19 protein-coding genes and 1 rRNA gene are annotated in these 18716 nt (G+C 44.7%); 13 read left to right on the forward strand and 7 right to left on the reverse strand.

Annotated elements, in window-relative coordinates; translation table 11 throughout:
* Positions 1-57: 57 nt before the first annotated feature.
* Both rrf and C508_RS20805 read left to right on the forward strand, forming a co-directional pair.
* Positions 58-174 (forward strand): 5S ribosomal RNA (rrf, locus tag C508_RS0104485).
* Positions 166-297 carry a hypothetical protein gene (locus C508_RS20805; RefSeq protein ID WP_281167275.1) on the forward strand — a complete coding sequence of 44 codons (132 nt, stop codon included), beginning with the start codon at positions 166-168 and terminating at the stop codon, positions 295-297. Before rrf ends, C508_RS20805 begins: the two co-directional genes overlap by 9 nt.
* Positions 298-1059: 762 nt before the next feature.
* On the opposite strand, the gene fba is transcribed toward C508_RS20805, so the two are convergent.
* Both fba and C508_RS0104500 read right to left on the reverse strand, forming a co-directional pair.
* Positions 1060-1989 carry a class II fructose-1,6-bisphosphate aldolase gene (gene fba / locus C508_RS0104495; RefSeq protein WP_018702355.1) on the reverse strand — a complete coding sequence of 310 codons (930 nt, stop codon included), beginning with the start codon at positions 1987-1989 and terminating at the stop codon, positions 1060-1062.
* 117 nt (positions 1990-2106) lie between these two features.
* The gene (locus C508_RS0104500; protein ID WP_018702356.1) at positions 2107-2985 is read right to left on the reverse strand and encodes an RluA family pseudouridine synthase; all 879 of its coding nucleotides are present in this window, start codon (positions 2983-2985) and stop codon (positions 2107-2109) included.
* A gap of 189 nt (positions 2986-3174) precedes the next feature.
* Here C508_RS0104500 and C508_RS0104505 point away from each other — a divergent pair, with 189 nt between their 5' ends.
* From C508_RS0104505 to C508_RS0104515, 3 genes are all read left to right on the forward strand, one after another.
* A complete protein-coding gene (locus tag C508_RS0104505; RefSeq protein ID WP_018702357.1) occupies positions 3175-4056 on the forward strand; it encodes a DMT family transporter in 882 nt (293 codons plus the stop codon).
* A 69-nt stretch (positions 4057-4125) separates the two neighbouring features.
* Positions 4126-4380 carry a hypothetical protein gene (locus tag C508_RS0104510; protein WP_018702358.1) on the forward strand — a complete coding sequence of 85 codons (255 nt, stop codon included), beginning with the start codon at positions 4126-4128 and terminating at the stop codon, positions 4378-4380.
* 18 nt (positions 4381-4398) lie between these two features.
* On the forward strand, positions 4399-4896 hold the full coding sequence (locus C508_RS0104515; RefSeq protein WP_018702359.1) for a YajQ family cyclic di-GMP-binding protein: 498 nt from the start codon (positions 4399-4401) through the stop codon (positions 4894-4896).
* A gap of 62 nt (positions 4897-4958) precedes the next feature.
* Here C508_RS0104515 and uraA read toward each other — a convergent pair whose 3' ends face one another.
* Positions 4959-6221 (reverse strand): uracil permease, encoded by a 1263-nt coding sequence (uraA, locus tag C508_RS0104520; protein ID WP_018702360.1) that lies wholly within the window; start codon positions 6219-6221, stop codon positions 4959-4961.
* 273 nt (positions 6222-6494) lie between these two features.
* Here uraA and C508_RS0104525 point away from each other — a divergent pair, with 273 nt between their 5' ends.
* From C508_RS0104525 to C508_RS0104550, 6 genes are all read left to right on the forward strand, one after another.
* Positions 6495-7637: a hypothetical protein gene (locus C508_RS0104525; RefSeq protein ID WP_018702361.1), complete on the forward strand. Its 1143-nt coding sequence runs from the start codon at positions 6495-6497 to the stop codon at positions 7635-7637.
* Between the two features lie 153 nt (positions 7638-7790).
* A complete protein-coding gene (locus C508_RS0104530) occupies positions 7791-9020 on the forward strand; it encodes an aspartate kinase (RefSeq protein WP_018702362.1) in 1230 nt (409 codons plus the stop codon).
* 161 nt (positions 9021-9181) lie between these two features.
* Complete coding sequence (locus tag C508_RS0104535; RefSeq protein ID WP_018702363.1) at positions 9182-10426, forward strand: pyridoxal phosphate-dependent aminotransferase; 1245 nt, start codon at positions 9182-9184, stop codon at positions 10424-10426.
* A gap of 192 nt (positions 10427-10618) precedes the next feature.
* The gene (locus C508_RS0104540) at positions 10619-11245 is read left to right on the forward strand and encodes a DUF47 domain-containing protein (RefSeq protein WP_018702364.1); all 627 of its coding nucleotides are present in this window, start codon (positions 10619-10621) and stop codon (positions 11243-11245) included.
* Positions 11238-12230 carry an inorganic phosphate transporter gene (locus C508_RS0104545; protein ID WP_018702365.1) on the forward strand — a complete coding sequence of 331 codons (993 nt, stop codon included), beginning with the start codon at positions 11238-11240 and terminating at the stop codon, positions 12228-12230. The genes C508_RS0104540 and C508_RS0104545 overlap by 8 nt, the downstream gene beginning before the upstream one ends.
* Before the next feature lie 23 nt (positions 12231-12253).
* On the forward strand, positions 12254-13906 hold the full coding sequence (locus C508_RS0104550; RefSeq protein ID WP_018702366.1) for a nucleoside kinase: 1653 nt from the start codon (positions 12254-12256) through the stop codon (positions 13904-13906).
* Between the two features lie 125 nt (positions 13907-14031).
* Here C508_RS0104550 and C508_RS0104555 read toward each other — a convergent pair whose 3' ends face one another.
* The 4 genes from C508_RS0104555 to C508_RS0104575 all read right to left on the reverse strand — a co-directional run bounded on the left by C508_RS0104555 (position 14032) and on the right by C508_RS0104575 (position 17635).
* A complete protein-coding gene (locus tag C508_RS0104555) occupies positions 14032-15405 on the reverse strand; it encodes a pyruvate carboxylase subunit B (RefSeq protein WP_018702367.1) in 1374 nt (457 codons plus the stop codon).
* 469 nt (positions 15406-15874) lie between these two features.
* Positions 15875-17068: an MFS transporter gene (locus C508_RS17815; RefSeq protein WP_018702369.1), complete on the reverse strand. Its 1194-nt coding sequence runs from the start codon at positions 17066-17068 to the stop codon at positions 15875-15877.
* Positions 17058-17240: a DUF896 domain-containing protein gene (locus C508_RS0104570; protein ID WP_018702370.1), complete on the reverse strand. Its 183-nt coding sequence runs from the start codon at positions 17238-17240 to the stop codon at positions 17058-17060. The genes C508_RS17815 and C508_RS0104570 overlap by 11 nt, the downstream gene beginning before the upstream one ends.
* Before the next feature lie 149 nt (positions 17241-17389).
* The gene (locus C508_RS0104575; RefSeq protein WP_018702371.1) at positions 17390-17635 is read right to left on the reverse strand and encodes a hypothetical protein; all 246 of its coding nucleotides are present in this window, start codon (positions 17633-17635) and stop codon (positions 17390-17392) included.
* Between the two features lie 172 nt (positions 17636-17807).
* Between C508_RS0104575 and C508_RS0104580 the strand changes: the two genes are divergently transcribed.
* A complete protein-coding gene (locus C508_RS0104580; RefSeq protein ID WP_018702372.1) occupies positions 17808-18227 on the forward strand; it encodes a DUF2680 domain-containing protein in 420 nt (139 codons plus the stop codon).
* A 216-nt stretch (positions 18228-18443) separates the two neighbouring features.
* Positions 18444-18713, forward strand: a complete 270-nt coding sequence (locus tag C508_RS0104585) for an ACT domain-containing protein (protein WP_018702373.1) — start codon at positions 18444-18446, stop codon at positions 18711-18713.
* Positions 18714-18716: the final 3 nt, after the last annotated feature.

Consider the following 18716-nt stretch of genomic DNA (forward strand, 5'->3'; position numbering starts at 1 on the left):
ATCTTCTTTCTGTGTGGAGTTTTGAGGGAGCATGCAAATGCAAACTCAGTAAGACAATCCGGTGACGATAGCTGTGGGGTTCCACCTGTTCCCATCCCGAACACAGCAGTTAAGCCCACATACGCCGAAAGTACTTGGCTGGAAGCGGCCTGGGAGGATAGGTAGTTGCCGGTTAAGAAAAAGCACTCGCGAAGGCGAGTGCTTTTTTCTTTTACCGGCAACTACCCCAAGCTTTCTAAGGCCGCGCAGCGGCGTGAGACGGAACAGGAAGTTCCTGACGGTACGTCATGTACCTAATGCCGGATGCGCCAAGGAGGGCATAGCATCCGGTCTCCTATGAAATCAGCCATGGATGGCAAAGCGAAGGACAGGAGGGATAGGTATGTTGCCGGGGAGGTTAAACTGACTAAATGAGATAGCTGGTAGCGCTCTTATTTGCTTTGATATTGGCGTTCTCGTTAGCCGCTTTAGCGCGGTGTGCTTGTCGAAACAAGAAGAGTCTCAACTCAAAAAACGACGGCTTATAGGGAAATACGGAAACTCACTGCGTTCAGACAACCGTATTTCTATATCCTGAAAGTCGTCTTTTTTTGTCCTGCGGACCGTCTCGCCTCTAAAAGTTTCTCCAAGCATACCGCGTTGCAGCGTCTTTTCTAAAATGCGCATTCCCGGCATCCGTTGATTGAATGAGTGCATTGCTAGGGCTAGTGGTTTTACAAAAAACAAGAGCTCGCTCAGCTCCTTCGCAGCCAGCTGAAAGGGAAATACGGGAACTCGCTGTGCTCAGACATCCGTATTTCTAATCCTTCCAGCTGGCTTTCCAGGCCCTGCGGAGCGCTTCGCTCGCAAAAGTTTTGCCTCAGACGCCGGGCGCAAAGCCTGTGAATTGATATGATTCCCTTGTTAAAGGGAGGTGGCGCGAAGCACCGGTGGGATTGAGGGGGGATTTTATACTATCTTTTTCAATTCTTATGTTCCTTGTATCCTAAAAGATATAAAAACCCTGCCAAAACAGATAAAAATATGTCTTGGCGGGGTTTCTGATTTTAACCTATGAAATTACAGGCGGTTGCTGCAATTAAGTACATTTTTAATTTTGTGCTGTACCATGTTTTTAATGGCTTCGCGAGCAGGCTTGAGGTATTGACGAGGATCAAAATCGGCAGGATGTGTTTGCAGATGCTCACGAATAGAAGCTGTCATAGCCAGGCGCAGGTCGGTATCAATATTGATTTTGCAGACACCTTGTTTACCGGCTTGAAGCAGCATATGCTCAGGAACACCTTGGGCTCCCTTGAGATCGCCGCCAAATTCATTGCATTTCGCAACAAATTCGGGCAGAACAGTGGAGGCGCCATGAAGAACTAATGGGTAACCAGGGAGACGTTTGCTGATAGTTTCGAGGCGTTCAAAATCTAAAGTAGGTTCGCCTTTGAATTTGTAAGCTCCATGGCTGGTGCCGATGGCAATTGCCAGAGAGTCGCACCCCGTACGTTCTACAAACTCAACTGCTTGATCCGGATCCGTATAGGAAGCGTCTTTGCCGCTAACTTTGATGCTGTCTTCTACGCCCGCTAAGCGGCCTAGTTCAGCTTCAACGACAACGCCATGGGCGTGAGCATATTCAACGACTTTTTTTGTAAGAGCGATATTCTCCTCAAAAGAGTGCTTAGAACCGTCGATCATGACAGAGCTGAAGCCTCCGTCAACGCAGGATTTGCAAATTTCAAAATCCTCGCCGTGATCTAGATGCAAGCAAATAGGAAGGTCTGAATCTGCTAAAGCGGCCTCTACCAGTTTAATCAGGTAAATGTGCTTTGCATATTTACGCGCTCCTGCAGACACTTGAAGAATTAACGGTGCTTGTTCTTCTTTGGCTGCATCGACGATACCTTGAATAATTTCCATGTTGTTGACATTGAAAGCGCCAACGGCATACTGACCCTCGTAAGCTTTTTTAAACATAGCGGTGGATGTAACGAGTGGCATACGAGTCCCTCCTTAGATTTGTAATTGGTGTACTCTATTCCCAAATGTATTATACCATATCTTGTGCAACAAGGAACATAATGAAACATAAAAGAAGACGTTGTGTCGTTTATTTTTTTAGATAATATTTTGTTTTTGCAGTAAATTCTTCATATCAGATGGCAAAGAGCTGCGGACACATATGAGCTTTTTACTTAAGGGATGGTAAAAACGCAATGTGTAGGCATGAAGCGCTTGCCGTCGGATTTGTGTCTGCAGTCCTCCATATAGATCGTCTCCCAACAAAGGATGCCCGACATGGGCGCAATGAACGCGAATTTGGTGGGTACGTCCTGTTTCCAAATGAAAACGGAGCAAAGATACATTAGTAGTATGACGGCAGCAATGGAAATGGGTGAGCGCATGCTGTCCGTCTTCGGCAATGCAGCGTTCAATTAAGCTGCCAGGCTTTCGGGCAATAGGAGCTTGAATACAGCCATAATGATTTGTCCAGTCGCCATGGCAAAGGCCTAGATAGGATCGTTTTAGATGAAGCAAACTGTCTTTTTGGAAAAAATGCTGGATATCCGGGCGTTTAGCGATAAGAACTAAACCGGAAGTATTGCGATCGAGGCGATGGACTGGATGGTATTCATAATCCCAACCATTAGTCTGATAATAAGTTAGAACGGCATCCGCTAGAGTCGCTTCTGGCGGACCGGCGTGAGGATGGGCTAATAGCCCCGCCGGTTTGTTGACGACGAGGAGAACATCATCTTCATAGGCTATATCGAGCGGCAAAGGCGCTACAATTGGTGCAGGATGTTTGGGCCAGGAGAGAAGAAGAATATCTCCTTCTTGCAGCCAATAGCCAGGCGGGGGCGTTTGATTATTACAGAGGATGCGGCCCTCCCTTTGTATCCGGCGCCATAGGCTTTGGGATACGCCGCAATACAAACGGATAAAATCGCGGATGGAAGTGGGTTTTGGTAATGCAGGAATATGATAGACAAGCATGGCGTAGGCCTCCCAAATGCGTAGCTGGCAATGTGCAGCAGCAGTAGTATATCATGAATTGCCTAAAACGGTATAGAGCCTTCAAGGGAATGCTTTTATTTTTATAGCGGCCGTGATAAAATTGATAATATTTTTGGGCGTTTTATAGGGCGTCAATGTCAAAAGCAATGGCGGAGATGAGGATCATTAATGAAAAATACGACCGTATATTGGTTATTAGTTGTAACAGCGTTGTTTTGGGGGGCTAATATTGTCGCGGTTAAGCAGATCGTAAGCGAATTGCCTCCTGTGGCTGCCGTGGGATTACGATTTTTCTGGGTTAGTTTAGTCTTGATAGTGTGGGCTTTTTTTCGCGAAAGGAAAAAGGCATGGCCTAAGGGGCGACAGTGGGGCGGTCTTTTTTTATTGGGAGTTACCGGAATTTACGGGAATAATGTTCTCGTATTTAAAGGAGTCGCTTTGACGACCGCATCTAATGCCAGCTTGTTGATGGCTACGTCTCCGGTTTTGACTACCATTTTTGCTTGGCTTTTTTGGAAAGAGAGGCTGCGCTCATTGCAATGGTTAGGGGTAGTGCTTTCTTTTCTGGGTTCTCTTTTGGTTATTACGCGCGGCTCATGGAACGTCTTAACTTCTTTGTCATTACATCAAGGAGACTTATTAATTTTTGGAGGCGCTTTTTTTTGGACCCTTTATACGCTATTAGGTAAAAAAGTGATGGGAAGGGGCGGCTTATCTGCGATGGCAACAACCGCCTGGTCTAGCTGTATTGGAACCGTATTCTTATTAAGCATGACTTATTGGGAAGGGTATAGAGGTGCGCTGGATTTGACGGCTTGGGGATGGGGAAGCATGGTATATATGGTTATTTTTAGCGGCATCCTGGCTTTTTCATTTTGGAATTATGGAGTGCAACAGATCGGGCCGCAACGAGCAGCTATTTTCTCCAATATTATTCCTTTAGCTGGGATATTTTCCGCCTGGCTTATATTAAATGAAGAAATTTTACTGTCTCATGGTTTAGGGGCCTTATGTATTTTATGTGGCGTATGGTTGACTACGCAGCAATAATGAAAGCAGGAAATTCGCGGTAAATCGCGAATTCAATTATTCTGTGGTTTTGGTGGGAAGGAGTAGTAGATGGAGCTTTCGAAGTATTTTTTTGTCGTGGCGTATGGTTTTGTCGTTTGGACGTTAATTGCGCCTCGGTTTGGAAGTCCTCGTTTTGGCGAACTATTTTTGGCCTATATGACAGCGTTGCTGTTTTCTTTGCAAGCAACAAGCGAATTGATCCTTATCAAACCGGTGGCGTTCTTTTTTACGGTGGGAGGGGTCTTTGCTTTTTTCTTTACAGTACTGCGTAGAACAATCCGTATTAGCGTACGACATAAATAAAGAGAGGATTTGATAAATATGGCAAAAGAATGTTCCTTTGATGTAGTCTCCGCCTTGGATATGCAGGAAGTGGATAATGCCGTTAACCAATGTGTGAAAGAAATCAAGCAGCGCTTTGATTTCCGAGGCAGCAAATCAACGATTTCCTTGGAAGGAGATACGGAGATTCGTATTCTCGCTGATGATGAATATAAATTAAAAAGTGTGATTGATATTTTGCAAACGAAAGCGATAAAACGCGGCGTTTCTCTCAAGAACTTTGATTATGGCAAGATTGAGAATGCGTCACAAGGCATGGTGAGGCAGTCCATTACATTGAAAAAAGGCATTCAAAAAGATAAAGCTAAAGAGATTGTGGCCGCTATAAAAAACATGAAGTTGAAAGTGCAAGGTCAGATCATGGATGATCAAGTTCGAGTCGTAGGAAAAGATAAGGATGATTTGCAACGAGTTATTGGAGAATTAAAGATGAAAGATTTTGGTGTTGATTTGCAATTCGTCAATTTCCGGTCATAATAAGAAAACACCCTATGTGAAGAACGGTTGTGTTGCTCACATAGGGTGTTTCGTTGTTGCTACTATTCTTCGATTTCGCTGTCGTTACTCCAGCCTAACTGGTCGAAGATTTTAAAGGCTAGGCTTGCGACAATGGCTACTACCGTTGCCAAGGCCATTCCTTTTAAATTGATGCTGCCAAATTGCAAGCTGGCGCCGCTAATCCCGATAATCAATACGAGCGAGGTTAAGATCAGATTGCGAGCCCTACTGTAATCCACTTTGCTTTCTACCAGCATGCGCACGCCGGAAGCGGCGATAACTCCGAAAAGCAATAAGGAAACGCCTCCCATGACCGGTACGGGGATGCTTTGAATGGCGGCAGACAGTTTGCCGATGAAAGAAAGAATAATCGCCAAGATGGCGGCGCCGCCCATAACCCAGGTGCTGTACACTTTGGTAATGGCTAACACGCCGATGTTTTCACCGTAGGTGGTATTGGGAGTAGAGCCGAACAAAGAGGAAAGCATGGTGGAAAGTCCATTTCCTAGAAGCGAACGATCAAGGCCAGGGTCTTTTGTTAAATCTTTGCCGACAATGTTTCCTGTTACGACTAAGTGACCGATGTGCTCAGCTACCACAACTAGAGCGGCCGGTAAAATAACCGCAATGGCTCCTAAATGAAATTCTGGAGAATAGAGAGTGGGGAAAGAGAACCAAGGGGCCTTTTCGATATTGCTTAAGTTTACCATTCCCATAAAAAAGGACAAGCCGTAACCAGCTAAGACGCCGATTAAGATGGGAATAATAGCGAGAAAGCCACGGAAGAGTACAGATCCTAAAATCGTGACAGTCAGCGTAAATAAGGAAACGAGGATGGCGTTGGGATCAATGGTTTTAGCGGTTAAGCCGGCCATATCCGCGGCCACTGGAGCTAGCTCCAAGCCGATAACAGCGACAATGGCGCCCATGGCTGCCGGTGGGAAAACGATGTCAATCCATCGAATGCCGACTAGCCGGATCAGTAAGGCTACAAGTGTAAAGACTAGACCTGCAGCAAAGAAACCTCCAAGTACAGAACCATAACCAAATTGGGGGAGGACTACAAAAACAGGAGAAATGAAGGCAAAACTAGAACCTAAGTAGGCAGGGATTTTGCCTTTGCAAATGAATAAATATAATAGGGTCCCAATTCCGTTGAAAAGAAGAATGGTTGCGGGGTCTACTTTAAATAAAATAGGTACTAGAACCGTAGCTCCAAACATGGCGAAAAGATGCTGTAAGCTTAAAGGTAAGGTTTGTAAAAATGGTAGTCGTTCATCAACAGGGATCATGCGTTTACTCATTTGAAACATCCTCCTTAAATGGGCGTTCATAAAAAGACAAAACCTCCTGCCGGCGCAAGAGGTTATAAAATGCAGCGTATGATTGCATGCCTTTTTAGTCTCGCCGGACTAATTTAAAGGTTTTTTTAAATGTACCATGTACCTTTCCGTTTGTCTATGGGTTTAGAAAAAAAGCACTGTACTTTTCGGCGTGATTTTCGATACAATAGTAGAAAATACATAAGTGATGAACGCAAATATTGCGTTGAGATAGAGAAAGGTGGCTTATTGTAGATGGCGAAAGAAACCCAAAAGGAACAACAACAGGTGTTTGCAGGACAAGCACCTGCGTTTCGCTATGTCGATCAGGTGGATCGTTGGCGTCAAGAATACGAACGGGCTAAGGCTGTTGAGGAAACGCTAAATAAGCTTAGTATTTTAGATTATCGTGAAGTGGATTATTATTCGCAGCTCGAAGCCGTGTTATTTCAAGAGAAGCCCGTTCCCAACTTTGACGACTTGTTGGAAGAAAATCGCTTGTTGGCGCAGGGAAAATTCTTTATGCCCATTGCTTATCGGGCTGGGATTATTGCCTTTTTGTTACTGATTTTAGTATTGAGTCCTAGTACTTTTCTCATGTGGATTATCGCTTCGTTGCTCTTGACTGTTTTTGCATCCTTGTTTTTTACGGTACAGGACCGGCAACAAACGATTCAAAAGGTAGTTGCAGAAACAAAGGAGGAAATCAAGCGAAGGATTGAGTATCATCATAAAACGCAGGAAGAGGCTCGGAAGAAGCACGAAGCGGCGGAGCAAGAGCGCATTGCTGCAGTAGAACGTCTTTTGAGCGGCGATGTCGGCGCTATGTTATTAAAAATGGATGTGGCGTTGTCTTCCCTAGAAGTTGGCTTTTCTGCTGAAGTTAATATCGATTTGTTGGAGGGGATTCCTCTTTTCCAGGTGTGGCTTCCGCCCAAAGGGATTGTTCCGACGCAAGTATGTACCTTATCCCCAGGCGGTCGGCCCGCTTATGAGGATAAGGATATTCGAACAGTGAATAAACAGTACGTCGAGCTTTGTGCGTCATTGATCATGCAGGTTTTATCCCATGTATACGAAGTGGTGCCGACATTAGATCGTAGTTATGTTATGGGAATGTCGAAAAGCGCTTTAAATAATGAATGTTATATCCATTTAACCTGTACAAGAAATGAAGTCATTCAAGCGTGCCAAACGACCAAGGGACTCTTGGCTATCCAACAATTGCAGGCTGTTTATAATGCAGACCCCATGCTGAACTTATTACCGATTGAAGAAATTCAGCCGGAAGAGTGGGGAGAAGAAGTGAATCTTCAAGCTTTACGCAGTTTGCACGTTATGTTGAAAACACCGCAATTTTTCAACAAGATCCCCTTGACCGCGAGCAAGCAAGAATAAATTTGAAACGTTGACTACAGGAATATTTCCTTGTCGTCAACGTTTTTTAGTTAGAAAAATAAAGGAACGTCTTCTTGTAAGAGAGAAATGTATTATTGGGGCGAATGATGTGAATTGTTCAGTGTTTAACATAAATAGAAGAGGAGGACAATTATGGCTTTTCTTGTAAAAAAATTTGGCGGCAGCTCTGTGGCGACAGCGGAAAAGATTCAGGCAGTAGCGGAGCGTATTATTCGGACCAAAGAAGAACAGGACCGAGTGGTAGTTGTTGTATCAGCCATGGGAGATACGACCGATGAGTTGATCTCACTAGCTCAAAAAGTATGTGGCGCACCATATTCGCACTCCAGAGAGCTTGATCAGCTTTTAACGACAGGAGAGCAAGTATCGATTTCTCTCTTGGCTATGGCGCTGCGTAGCAAGGGGTGTCCTGCTATTTCCCTTACTGGACCGCAGGCGGGTATTGAAACAACAGCAGTACCGTTAAAAGGAAAAATTCGCAGGATTGAACCCACACGGGTTCTTGCAGAACTAGATAAAGGAAAAGTTGTTGTAGTTGCCGGTTTCCAGGGGGTGGCTGATACTGGAGATATTACCACGCTGGGACGAGGCGGTTCGGATACTTCGGCGGTAGCTTTGGCCGGCTCGTTGCAAGCGGACGTGTGCGAAATCTTGACCGATGTAGACGGCGTGTATTCGGCGGATCCTCGAATTGTGACTTCTGCAAAAAAAATGAAAGAAATTACGTATAATGAAATGCTGGAAATGGCGCGTCTCGGTGCGGTAGTGATGCAGCCGCGAGCTGTGGAAATGGGTAAAAATTATGGCATTCCTATTCATGTGCGGTCTACTTTTACGGAAATTACGGGAACGATTATTAGGGAGGCATACACCATGGAAGAAAAAGAATGTGCCGTTCGCGGCGTAACACATGATACCCATGTAGCTAAGGTGGCGGTATTAGGCGTACCAGATCAGCCGGGAATCGCCCATTTGATTTTTTCGGCGTTGGCTCAGGCGAATATTGATGTGGATATGATTGTACAGAGCGTTCGGGCGAATGAAAAAGGAATTATTGATATGGTATTCACAATTGGAGAGGATGATGCGGAGCAGACGCGGACTTTGATGGGAGAACTTGCTCTTGCGCAGAATTTTGCGGGTGTGGAAATTGATGAAGCTGTGGCTAAAGTATCGATAGTCGGCGCTGGCATGTATGGCAGTCCGGGCGTGGCGGCTAAAATGTTTGGCGCCTTGGGGAATCTAGGGATCAATCTGGAGGTAATTAGTACTTCGGAAATCAGTATTTCTTGTTTAATTCGCGAAGATAGAACGAAAGAAGCGGTTAATGCAGTACATGCCTTATTTTTTCCAGACAAGTAATGCAATGTTAGGGTGTTTTTTGTTTTATGACTTATGAGGGCCGCTTCGGCGGCCTTTTTCTATATAAGCAAGTCATTTTCCGGTTTTTTACGTGGATTCTTACTCCATGCGCCTTGCGTGTGTTACACTAAGAAAGATAAATGGAATGAGGAGGAACTACTATGTCATTTTCTTTGGCCGCATCTCATGCAAAAGGCAAATTTGCTACTGATAATATTTTTGGCGCTAACGCGGCGGCGGTACAAGCGGAAGCTAAGGTAGGCAAGGAAAAAGTAGTCAATGCAACGATTGGTGCAATTCTCGATGATGAAGGCGGCTTGGCTTGCCTTCCAACTGTGGAAAAGGTTTTTCGCGCTTTGCCTACAGTGGATTTGGTCCGTTACTCTCCCATACCGGGACAGCCGGCTTTTTTGCAAGCGGCTATTGATATGACTCTAGGGGAACATAAGCCGGAGGCTTACATGGACGCAGTGGCGACTGCCGGAGGCTGCGGCGTAATTCATCATGCCATTTGGAACTATACGGAGCTGGGAGATACGGTACTTACCTCGGATTGGTATTGGGGACCCTATAATGTGCTTTGTCATGATGCGCTGCGCAAGTTGGATACCTTTCAGCTTTTTGATGAAAAACAAAATTTTAACCTTCAGGCATTTCAGTCGAAGGTTGCGGATGTATTAGCTACGCAGGACAGCGTGTTGATTATTCTCAATACGCCGGCGCATAATCCTACCGGTTATAGTTTAAGCGATACGGAGTGGGATGGCGTGCTGCAGGTGGCGAAGGAATACGCTAAAAATCCGAATAAACGTATTATTTTGCTGGTGGATGCGGCTTATCTGGAATTTGCCGGAGAAAACAACGAATGTCGGGCTTTTTTTAGCAAATTTGGTCAATTGCCGCAAAATTTATTGACCATTGTCGCTTTCAGCATGTCCAAAGCTTTTACGATGTATGGACAGAGAGTAGGGGCGATGATCGGTATTTCCTCTAATAAAGACGTCATTCAAGAATTTGCGGACATCAATCAATATACCAGCCGGGCTACTTGGTCTAATATTAATACGCCGGCGATGGCTACGATGGCTGCAATTTATCATGACGCACGGCTGAAAGCGGCGGTGGATGCGGAACGACAAAGCTTTTACCATTTGATTCGGGAGCGTGCAGAGACCTTTGTTAATGAAGCGGCCGAAGTTTCTTTACATATGCTGCCCTATCGGGCTGGATTCTTTTTATCCATTCCGGCTAAGAATCCGGAGGCTGTCTGTGACAAACTACAGGAAGACTATATTTTTGCAGTACCTCTTACTAAAGGCATCCGTGTTGCTGTATGTGCGGTTCCGGCATATAAGATTAAAGGCATGGCGGCAAAATTCAAGCAAGCCATAGCCAAGACGGAATAGGACAGCTGCTTTTAAACGAGTCAATAGCTGAAAATGGATGTGATTTTAACAACCGAACAAAATTTGTTCGGTTGTTTCTTATTTAGGGTAAACATAGGATTATTGTCTAGGGTGAAGTAAGTATGGTATAGTAAGAAATGGTGTTATTTATATAAAAATAAAAGCCTTGAAGAAAAACGGAGGTCTTTTTCTATGTTTTCCCTAAAACCGAAGGAAGATGAGTTTTTCAAGTTATTTGTGGAAAGTTCTAAATTGTTGAGAGAGGGCGCTTTGACGTTAAAGCGTGTTACGGAAGATCCGACTCAATTGTCTGAGAGCATGCGGCAAATCTACGAATTGGAGCATCAGGCGGATGAGGTGAATGATGCCATTTTGGATCGTTTAAATCAAACCTTTATTACACCGCTGGATCGGGAAGATATTTATGCTTTGGCCAATATGCTGGACAGCGGCGTAGACTTTATTCATGGTATTATTGAAAGAATGACATTATACGGCGTTACGACCCACAAAGCAGGCGCTGAAGAGTTGGGACGGTTGCTTGCGGAATGTACGGAAGAAATTGCTAACGCCAGTGCTTTATTAGGCAACATCAAAAAAAATCAAGAAAAAATATTAAGTCATGTGCGTATGATTAGTGTTCTTGAAAGTGAAGGCGATCGATTTTACCGGCAAGAAGTAGCGCGCTTATTTGAATGTACTTCGGATCCAATTGAAGTTATCAAGTGGAAAGATATTCTAGAGTATCTGGAAAACGCCTTGGATCATTCCGAAGCCATTGCAGACTTACTAAGAGGGATGGCCATGAAATATGCCTGATACTTTGCTGATTGCGGTTGTTGTTCTTGCTTTAGTCTTTGATTATATCAACGGCTTTCATGATACGGCCAATGCTATTGCTACATCGGTTTCAACGCGGGCTTTGCCGCCGAGATTTGCTGTGTACATGGCGGCATGCTTGAATTTTGCCGGCGCTATGTACAGTACTGGCGTGGCTAAGACCATTGGCAGTGATATTGTCACTGCCGCCAGTATGGTAAACGAGCCTATCATTATCGCAGCTATGGTAGGCGCGATTTTCTGGAATTTATTGACATGGTGGCTGGGGATTCCCAGTAGCTCATCCCATGCGCTGATTGGCGGCGTAATGGGGGCTGTAATTATTTCTAAGGGAATGGTAGCGTTAAAAATTTCAGGAATTGTAAAAATTGTGCTATCCTTAGTGCTGTCTCCTTTGTTGGCGATTGTTTTCGGATTTTTGGTTATGAATGGATTGTTTTGGGCTTTCCGTAAACAAGCCCCTGCAAGGGTAAACCACAAATTTAAAAAGCTGCAGATCTTGGCGGCAGCGATGATGTCTTTTGCCCATGGGTCTAATGACGCTCAAAAAGCGATGGGGATTATTACATTGGCGTTGGTTAGCGCTGGCTATTTAGATGTATTTGATGTTCCTTTTTGGGTAAAAATAGCGGCAGCTCTGGCCATGGGGTGCGGTACGGCTTTTGGCGGGTGGCGTATTATCAAGACTATGGGAGCGAAAATTTTCAAGTTGGAACCTATTAACGGGTTTTCAGCGGATATTAACTCTTCGCTGGTTATTTTTGCGGCAACGCTGCTGCACCTGCCGGTTAGCACAACTCATGTAGTTTCCGGCTCAATTATGGGCGTGGGGGCGGCTAAACGCATTAACGCGGTGCGGTGGGGCGTAGCTCAGCAAATGGTTATGGCTTGGGTGTTGACAATTCCTTCTACTGCGCTGGTAAGCGCAATGACTTACAAATTTATTGAGGTATTGTTCCTTTAATACCCTCTTGAAGGGAGCTTTTCATGATACGCGTGCAACTTACTGATCTAGGGAAAGAAATACCTTGTCCTAAAAACAGGGCGGTACGTGATTTGCTGGTGCATTATCCAGGCGATGCAGACAAGGTCTTGGCGGTGCGAATTAACCATGAAGTCAAGGACTTGAATACGTTGCTGCTTGAGGATGCAAGCGTTGAATTTTTGGACGTATCCACTATAGATGGAAATCGGATTTATCAGCGTACTTTGTCTATGGTGCTTGTCGTAGCTGTAAAAGAACTTTTTTTGCAAGACGGCGACGTAAGCGTAGAGCATTCGCTGGATGGCGGTTTATATTGCAAGCTGTCAATTAAGCAAGAAGTGAATGCGCAAATTGTTGCGCAGCTAGAGACCAGGATGCGTGAAATTGTAGCGCAAAAGCGGCCTATTATAAAAAAAGTATTGCCTCGTACAGAAGCTATAGAGCTGTTTGAGGCGGAAAAACTACATGGTAAAGTGCTGTTGCTAGAATCGCTGGAACGGGAATTTGTCAGCCTTTATTATTGCGGTGATACTCATAACTATTTTTATGGAGCTATGGCCATTAATACGGCGCAAGTCCCTCTGTTTGCGCTAGAGCCGTATCAAGATGGCTTTGTTATGCTTTTCCCCTCTAGGGAAGCGCCGCAGGAGGTACCGGGATTTCGGGATCGCCCTAAGCTAGCGAAAGTATTTCAAGAGGCGGAATCATGGGGCAGCATTTTGGAATGTACCGATGTTGGCTCTCTAAATGGCCATTTAGAGCAAGGGGAAGCGGCCTCTTTGGTGCGTATTGCCGAAGCCTTGCATGAAAAGAAAATTGCTCAAATCGCTGATTATATTGCAGAACATCGGAAAGAAGTAGCGCTCGTTTTGATTGCTGGACCGTCATCATCAGGAAAGACTACTTTTGCGCAGCGTCTCATGATTCAACTGCGGGTCAACGCATTGCGGCCAGTAGCCATCTCGTTAGATGACTATTTTGTTGATCGGGCGCATACTCCGATAGATGAAGATGGCAAGCCCGATTTTGAGGCTATTGAAGCTATTGATTTGGAGCTGTTTAATCATCACTTGGCAATGCTGTTAGCTGGCGAAGAAGTAGAAATTCCGCGCTTTGATTTTCGAACAGGACAAAGAGCTTCAAGCGGCCGAAAGATTCGCATTACCGATAATCAGCCATTGATTATTGAAGGAATTCATGGCTTGAATGAACGCTTGACCGAGGTTGTTCCGAGGGAGAGAAAGGTCAAGATTTATATCAGTGCTTTGACACAACTTTCTTTGGATCAACATAATCGTATTCCGACTACCGATGCACGCTTGATTCGACGCATCGTTCGGGATCATCAATTCCGGTCGCATGATGCTTTGGCTACTTTGCGAATTTGGCCTTCTGTGCGCAGAGGAGAGCATCGCAATATTTTTCCTTTCCAGGAAGATGCTGATATTATGTTTAATTCAGCCTTAATTTATGAGCTGGGCATGCTGAGGAAGCATGCGCAACCTTTGTTGGAAGCTATTGGGCCGGAGAATTCGGAATATAGCGAGGCGAAACGTTTGTTGAGTTTCTTAGCGTATTTCCATGCGATTGAAGACGATTTAGTGCCGGCTAATTCGATTTTGCGCGAGTTTATCGGCGGGTCTTGCTTTCATTAAGGGTATCTTTATAGTTTAAAAATGCGTTTGCCAATAAAATGGTAAAACGCATTTTTTTATGCAGTGCGTGAAACAATAAAAAAGGAAGAGCTCGTCGAAACGAGCTCTTCCTTTTAAAACAGATATTACATCCGGCCGTTAGCTTTGAAGAAGTTGACAGCCACTTCCGGGAAGACGGCATAAGAGAGAACGTCTTCAATCGGAGGATTAGCATAGCCAAGTTCTTGCAATTTAGCTTTCAGTTCATCCATTTGCGGAGGAATCTGATCTGCCGGGCGGCAAGTGATGATTTCTTCACCGCCGATAATTTTGTCAGCTACTTCGGGGTTAACAGGGCGGATGGTTTTGCCGTATTTACCGCGAGCCAAATCTTTTACTTCGCGAGGAACCTGAGAGTAACGTTCCTGACCGAAGCTTTGCATCATGACATTGAAAGTTGCCATGGAGCCAACAATCTGGCTGGTAGGCGTAACAAGCGGAGGATAGCCAAGGTCAGCGCGGACGCGAGGCATTTCTTCGAGCAACTCGTCGTATTTATCTTCCATGCCCTGCTCTTTAAGCTGGTTGCGCAGGTTGGAAAGCATGCCGCCAGGTACCTGGAAGGTCAACACTTTCGTGGAGACGTCGAATGCAGTGTTCAGGTTGAAATCATTAGCCAAGGATTTCTTAACACCGGAGAAATAATCAGCAACCGGATACAGGTCTTCTTTTTTCAGGCCGGTATCGCGCTCATGGCCTTCGAAGGTGGCGATGAGGGATTCGGTGCAAGGCTGAGAAGTACCCATTGCGAACGGCGACAGAGCGCAGTCAACAATATCAACGCCAGCTTCAGCAGCTTTCAAGTAAGCCATGGAAGCCATGCCGCTGGTGTAATGGCAATGCAAATGAATCGGCACGCCGATTTTCGGATCTTCTTTCATAGCTTTGACCAGATTGTAAGCATCATAAGGAGCAATCAGGCCGGCCATGTCTTTAATACAGATAGAATCAACACCGCGCTCTACAAGGCTGCGAGCTAACTCCAGGTAGCTTTCGGTTGTATGATAAGGGCTGATGGTATATACGCATACGCCTTGGACATGAGCTCCGGCTTTTTTACCAGCGCGGATACCGGTTTCCAGATTGCGGATGTCGTTAAGAGCGTCAAAAATACGAATGACGCCAATACCGTGTTCAACCATTTTAGCTACAAAAGCTTCCACAACATCATCGGCATAATGATTGTAGCCCAAGATGTTTTGGCCGCGAAGCAGCATTGAAATCGGAGTTTTGGTGATGTGCTTGCGAAGCGTTCTTAAACGCTCCCAGGGATCTTCGTTTAAGAAACGAAGGCAGGTGTCGAAGGTAGCGCCGCCCCAAGCTTCTAAAGCCCAGTAGCCTACGTTGTCAAGGATTTCCAACTGGGGAAGCATATCGGTAATACGCATCCGGGTAGCTGCGAGCGACTGATGGCCGTCACGCAACACAGTTTCCATAATTCTCAGTGGTTTCTTCGCCATGAACTGTTACCTCCTCCAAATTATCTGTGCAATGTATGTTTTATCACTGCAGAATAACCACATTGGCCAACGCTGTGTACACGACTGAAAAGAGTTATGTAAAAGCGCTAGATACATTTAAATATAAATTAATTAAAATGTCTGTGGGTACGCAACAACGATATAACACATTTTTAATTATAGTTTATTTTCATTAAGGTTGTCAATCTTTTCACAAGTATATAAGTCTCCTGCGGAAAGAACTTATACGCTTGATAATTACAAATAATAACAAAAAACACGAATAAAACAAATGAAAATGATTTGTTTATTAGGTTGCTTTGCGTCGAAGGAAAAGAGGGAATATTGTATACATGAGACCTTGCAAGATAATTATCAACAGAAAATAAATTGTTTAGAGTCATTTGTAATGTTTATTGTTTTTTTTAATGAAAAAAAGGCTTGGCGAGGCCAAGCCTTTGAAAACAATCTAATTACTCTTTAACTTGGGGGAGGGAATGCGGTGTAGTAAAATACTCGCCAAAAGTACGGGAAGCAAGGAAATCGCTAAAGAGATCGGGATGCCCCAGAGATCAGCCCAAGCGCCGCTAATGGCAGCGCCTACGCCACCCAAGCCAAAGGTCAGTCCCAGCATCATCCCGGAAGCCATAGCGGCATTTTGCGGCAAAATCGCTTGAGCCCAGACGATGGACGAGGGCAAAGAGCCCTGTAGGCCGGCGCCTCCAAGAAAAATGAGTACCCAAGCTGACCAGGATAAAGAATTAGAGAAGAGGAATAATCCTAAGGAAAGTAAGGCGAGCAGCAAACAGCCTTGGATGCAGCGGGCGTGCCCCCAGCGATCACCGGCCCAACCGCCGCAAAAGCTTCCTAAGGCCCCTCCTAAGAGATACACTGTAAGAAAAGTACCTCCTAAGGCGGCGGAAGCGCCCCAAAGAGGTAACAACAGCGGTAGAAACGTTAGAAAAGCTACTTGCGTCCAACAACGAAGCGTCATGGAAATATTTAACAACAAAAGAGGTTTGGACCGATACCAAGAGGGGGCAGTGGTGTTTTCTTCAAAAGTAAACTGCTGGTGATCGCGAAGCGGTACCAGATGCAAACGGGAAACAAGGCATATAATAGCGAGAGCAAGAGCTGGAAAGAAAAGAAACCAAAGACGTTCAAGCCCCAAGTTGGCAAGATAGCCTGTCAGTAAAGCAGGAGCAACAGCAAAACCAATATTGCCGCCACTAATGAATAAAGACATAGAAAAGGCCCGATGAGAAGGATCGGTAACGCGCGCCACCAGAGCGGATGCTAATGGATGAAATACAGATGAGACCATGCCTGCGATGGCGACCAACAAAAATAAAAAAAGCGGTGAAGGCGCTTCGCCGCTTAAACAGATAAAAAACGCACTAGCTGGGATGGTAGCGATAAGAGGCCAGGTGGATCCCTGGCGATCAACCCAATATCCGAAAAACGGTTGTAGTAAGCATGACGTAATGGCATAGACCATGGCAAGCAGTCCGCCAGTGGTAAGGGAAATGTGCATGGTATTTACCAGAAAAGGCAACAATGGGGGAAGGAAATTATTATAAAAATCACTGGTGAAATGAGTCAATGCCAAAAGCACTACCCAACCCCAATATTGATGGACTCCCCAGCTTTTTTTACTGTTCATGGATTGGAGCCGTCGGATCATCTTGTCCCAGTGCTTGCGTGATTTGGATTTTGATATTATCAATATATTGACGGCGGAGCAGAAGTTGTTCCTGTTTTTCTTCTTCCGTCAAGCCAGTGGAGCGCTGTTTGCGTGATAAAGCGTTGATGCGTTCAATCGTTTCCAGTGTCATAAAATGAGTCATCCTTTCATAGTGCACAAGAAAATTGCTTTTTAATGAAGAAATTATATCATGTAGACAGTATAGCATAAAGAGCTATACGTAAAAAGATGCAAAGCCGCTAGGACCTTGCATCTTTTAATCACTTTTGGGCGGATGTCTTAGGTGGAAGCGTTAGATTTGCTTTTAAAGCTGGCAACCGCCTGTTGGTAGGTTTCCGATTGACGGAATTGATTTCCCCGAGCCTCTGCTTCTGCTGGAGTGAATTCTTCCATTAACTGCAGCATTTGCTGCATAATAGCAGGAACTATTTCAAGAGGTATTACTTTTTTAGCAGCCATTTCTTTTAGCGCTAATCGTGCATAGCCAAGAGCTTGAGAGCGAGTGTAGCAGTCGGTATCGTACACGTGAATCACTCCTTTTATATGATGCATTGCTATTTGTAATAAAATTCGTCTTGCGATGTCGTTTTCCTGCGCTATCTTTATGATAAGTTCAATCTTTTGTCACAAAGACGCCAAAAAATTGCCATGTCTAAGCGATACAATGAAGACACAAACAAAACAGGAGGGATTAACAATGATGAAAAAAAGATGGATAGCAACTTTGGCTGCTGGGGTAATTCTTGTTTCGGCTGCATGGGTATCTGCGGCGCCTATGGGGCCCATGGGTGGTGGACCCGGAGCTGGCGGCGAGCGTCCTTGCTTGTTTAACAATGCAAACTGGACGGATGCGCAAAGAGCAGAGTTTCAACAAGATATGGTAGCACATCATGAAAAGATGCTGGCTCTTAAAAAAGACTTTCTGAATCAAGAAGTAGAAAAGGGTTTGATAAGCAGAGAACAAGCTGATCAACACATCCAATTCATGCAAGAACGCATGGAATGGATGAAAGCGCACCCAGGTGAAATGGGAAAACATCATCGTGGCATGATGAACGGCGCAGGTAGAGGGAATATGCCCTGCCAGACTGCTCCTAGTGGAACTCAAAACCAATAATAGTATCTGTAGTAGACAAATGCGAGCCAGTAAAAGCCTGGCTCGCATTTTTATTTTAATTTTGGCAGGATATTATGCAATAACAGAGAATATGCTAGAGAATATGCTATGAAAGTTATAGGTTTTCCCAACGAGAAAACCTTTCTGGAGTCAGGCGGATTTCCGGTGGCTAACTGTTAAATAGCAAGTATTAAAATTGAAGGAGTGTAGTAGAAGATGAAAGTCGTAATTACGATTATTGGTAAGGATCGCGTGGGTATTGTTGCTATGGCCAGTAATGTGCTGGCGGAAAATCAGGTAAATATTTTGGACATCAATCAAAACATTGTTGATGGCTTTTTTAATATGGTAATGATTGCGGAAACTGGTGAAAGCAAAGTCTCTCTCAAAGAATTGCAGGCTATTTTTGCGGAAAAAGGCAAGGAATTAGGTCTGGAAATTAAAGTGCAGCATGAAGATATTTTTCAAAGCATGCACCGCATTTAATGC

It is taken from the genome of Anaeromusa acidaminophila DSM 3853, assembly GCF_000374545.1.
Lineage (GTDB): Bacteria > Bacillota > Negativicutes > Anaeromusales > Anaeromusaceae > Anaeromusa > Anaeromusa acidaminophila.

Coding starts and splice junctions, on each gene's coding strand:
- fba (WP_018702355.1), bottom strand. CDS start 1,989: ATGCCACTCGTTACATCCACCGCTATGTTTAAAAAAGCTTACGAGGGT.
- C508_RS0104500 (WP_018702356.1), bottom strand. CDS start 2,985: ATGCTTGTCTATCATATTCCTGCATTACCAAAACCCACTTCCATCCGC.
- C508_RS0104505 (WP_018702357.1), top strand. CDS start 3,175: ATGAAAAATACGACCGTATATTGGTTATTAGTTGTAACAGCGTTGTTT.
- C508_RS0104510 (WP_018702358.1), top strand. CDS start 4,126: ATGGAGCTTTCGAAGTATTTTTTTGTCGTGGCGTATGGTTTTGTCGTT.
- C508_RS0104515 (WP_018702359.1), top strand. CDS start 4,399: ATGGCAAAAGAATGTTCCTTTGATGTAGTCTCCGCCTTGGATATGCAG.
- uraA (WP_018702360.1), bottom strand. CDS start 6,221: ATGAGTAAACGCATGATCCCTGTTGATGAACGACTACCATTTTTACAA.
- C508_RS0104525 (WP_018702361.1), top strand. CDS start 6,495: ATGGCGAAAGAAACCCAAAAGGAACAACAACAGGTGTTTGCAGGACAA.
- C508_RS0104530 (WP_018702362.1), top strand. CDS start 7,791: ATGGCTTTTCTTGTAAAAAAATTTGGCGGCAGCTCTGTGGCGACAGCG.
- C508_RS0104535 (WP_018702363.1), top strand. CDS start 9,182: ATGTCATTTTCTTTGGCCGCATCTCATGCAAAAGGCAAATTTGCTACT.
- C508_RS0104540 (WP_018702364.1), top strand. CDS start 10,619: ATGTTTTCCCTAAAACCGAAGGAAGATGAGTTTTTCAAGTTATTTGTG.
- C508_RS0104545 (WP_018702365.1), top strand. CDS start 11,238: ATGCCTGATACTTTGCTGATTGCGGTTGTTGTTCTTGCTTTAGTCTTT.
- C508_RS0104550 (WP_018702366.1), top strand. CDS start 12,254: ATGATACGCGTGCAACTTACTGATCTAGGGAAAGAAATACCTTGTCCT.
- C508_RS0104555 (WP_018702367.1), bottom strand. CDS start 15,405: ATGGCGAAGAAACCACTGAGAATTATGGAAACTGTGTTGCGTGACGGC.
- C508_RS17815 (WP_018702369.1), bottom strand. CDS start 17,068: ATGAACAGTAAAAAAAGCTGGGGAGTCCATCAATATTGGGGTTGGGTA.
- C508_RS0104570 (WP_018702370.1), bottom strand. CDS start 17,240: ATGACACTGGAAACGATTGAACGCATCAACGCTTTATCACGCAAACAG.
- C508_RS0104580 (WP_018702372.1), top strand. CDS start 17,808: ATGATGAAAAAAAGATGGATAGCAACTTTGGCTGCTGGGGTAATTCTT.
- C508_RS0104585 (WP_018702373.1), top strand. CDS start 18,444: ATGAAAGTCGTAATTACGATTATTGGTAAGGATCGCGTGGGTATTGTT.